The following is a 1160-nucleotide window of genomic DNA, read 5'->3' as shown; positions in this document are numbered from 1 at the left end:
TGAATCACATCATCTAAAGATTGAAAATCAAAAATTGCATCTGCCAAATTCTCAAGTTGCGATAAAGATAAGCGATTAATATTATCTTCTAATTCTTGAGAAAGATTATTAAATCGCCTTTTAATTAAACGCTTCATTAATTTTTTTCCCTCCCTTTCTTCTCCTCTTTTTTCTCCGATTTCAATGCCTTCTTCCATCCAACTGGTGACAATTTCCATAACTTTTTCCTCCTTGTTTATTTCTGTTTGTTTTAATTCGGTATCAAATGCTTGTTTTTCCGTTGGGTTTAATTTTAAATAGGTATCAATAAATCCTGAAATTAGCTTTATTCTAGCAGGGTCTAAACTTAAAGTTGCTAACATTCTCAGACACTCTAATTTTACCTTAACTCTCTCCTCTGGTTTAAAATCCATTTTCGCCATTAAAGCCGAAGCAATGGGAGAAGGTTGAGACAAAAATTGTCGCCAAGGCAGTCGATTTAATTGGATAGTGGTAAAGTTAAATTCGAGGATTTTTTTGTCAGGGAAAATGACTTGATATTGATTTTTTTCTTCCCTTTTTGGCTTATCATAAGAGAAAAGAACGATCGGATAAATCGGTAAACGATGTTGTTGATGTAAACGGGCAAAATAATCAAACATTCGCCGTTCAAATTCTTTTTGATTATAGGCTTGATTCTCTATATGAATGAGGAAAAAAGTATCTTTTTCTTGCCATTTTACTTGGGCTAAAAGATCAATTTTGCGTTTTTCTCCTGCGGTAACATCGGTAAAAACTTCTTCGGGTAAAAAGGTTAAAGTTTCCTTTGATACATACTGCAAAACTTCGGGAATAAATAACTCGATAAATTCCCAGAAAAATGTTTGGATTAATTCTTTAAATAGTCGATCGCTAAGAGCGGCGCTGCGCGATCGTGATCTATCATATATCATAAATTTAAAAGGCTATAGTAGGGCGATGCACACCCCACCACAGTAATTATTTATCACTATTTATTCCTAAGCAAAAGCATATCAGATTTCGATCGAGCTAGACATTGATTAAGAGTTAATGTCTAACCAATGAATCACATCATCTAAAGATTGAAAATCAAAAATTGCATCTGCCAAATTCTCAAGTTGCGATAAAGATAAGCGATTAATATTATCTTCTAATTCTTG

General features: G+C 33.2%; 2 protein-coding genes. Both read right to left on the bottom strand.

All coding sequences use genetic code 11. The features are described 5' to 3' along the window. Positions 1–932 (bottom strand): Rpn family recombination-promoting nuclease/putative transposase (locus ACN4EE_RS23565; RefSeq protein WP_431708944.1); only part of this gene is annotated, 932 nt, incomplete at its 3' end. A 108-nt stretch (positions 933–1040) separates the two neighbouring features. Beyond that, positions 1041–1160: DUF4351 domain-containing protein (locus ACN4EE_RS23560; protein ID WP_431708945.1), on the bottom strand; the 120-nt coding region annotated here is incomplete at its 5' end.

Source organism: Geminocystis sp. CENA526, from assembly GCF_050753365.1.
GTDB lineage: Bacteria > Cyanobacteriota > Cyanobacteriia > Cyanobacteriales > Cyanobacteriaceae > Geminocystis.
The sequence above is the reverse complement of the archived record's forward strand: the minus strand, read 5'-3'. Positions and strand labels throughout refer to the sequence as shown.